This window comes from Leucobacter ruminantium (assembly GCF_017565705.1).
Classification (GTDB): domain Bacteria; phylum Actinomycetota; class Actinomycetes; order Actinomycetales; family Microbacteriaceae; genus Leucobacter; species Leucobacter ruminantium.
On the sequence record NZ_JAGDYL010000066.1, the window covers coordinates 1 to 1,066 of the forward strand.

General features: G+C 62.9%; 1 protein-coding gene. It reads right to left on the bottom strand.

The annotated features are described in order from the left end of the window. Positions 1–9: 9 nt before the first annotated feature. Positions 10–978 (bottom strand): IS481 family transposase, encoded by a 969-nt coding sequence (locus J4H91_RS15375; protein WP_208047122.1) that lies wholly within the window; start codon positions 976–978, stop codon positions 10–12. Positions 979–1,066: the final 88 nt, after the last annotated feature.

Here is a 1,066-nt window from a genome sequence, read left to right on the forward strand (position 1 = left end):
TGTACCCGGTCAGGACGTTGGTTCCAGTCGGCTGATCGGTGGGAAGCCTCTCAGGGCTGAGTGGCAGCGTCCAGTGTTGTAGAACTCGAGCCAGGGTGCAAGCGCCCTCGTGCGTTCCGTGTTCGTGGCGTAGGGTCGCCGGTAGGCCCACTCGGTTTGCAGGGTGCGGTTGAAGCGTTCGACTTTCCCGTTCTGCCAGGGGCAGTGCGGGCGGATGAACTTCTGCCGGATCCCGTGGTCGGCACAGACCTGACGGAGCGAGTACCGGTAGGCCCACGCATTGTCCGTGATGAGACGCTCGATGCGGGTGATCCCACGGGCAGCGAAGTACGCGATCGCACGCTCCAAGAACGCCGCGCAGGTCGTACCTTTCTCGTCGGGGAGGACCTCAGAGTACGCGAGTCGCGAGTGATCATCGACGAGTGAGTGCACGTAGTCGTAACCGACCGGTTGTGTGCGCTGGTAGGTCTCTTCTCGCCGTGATCTGCCGTGCGCTTTCCAGCCGCCGCCATCGGGGATACGGCCGAGTTTCTTCACGTCCATGTGGACGAGCTCACCGGGACGGTCTCGCTCGTAACGAATCGTGGTGGTTTTCGACGCGCGGATCGGTTCCCCGGTCATCGGGTCCAGTCGGGCCAGGTGCGGGATGCCCTGTCGGGCCAGGATGCGAGAGACCGTTCTCGGCGCAAGGCCGGTGCGGCGAGCGATCTCGTCACGACTGACGCGTTCATCGCGACGGGTGCGGAGCACGAGTTGTTCGAGATGTGTCGGCGTCTTCGAGGGCGAGGTGCGGGGTCTGGAAGATCGATCCTCAAGACCGGGCAAGCCCTCTGCCCGGTAGCGGTCGATCCAGCGAGCCACGCAGCGGCGCGAGATACCCATCGCGGCAGCGATATGGGATTGTTTCCAGCCCTGCTGATGACGTTGAATGATCAATCGCCTACCAGCAGGAGTCAGACGGGCGTTACGGTGGGTCACGAGAACCTCCGGGAATAGGTGAAGACGTTAGACATCTCCACTAAGCCCGGAGGTTCTCCTGTTTCACAAGCCCGTCGCTGCTACCAAC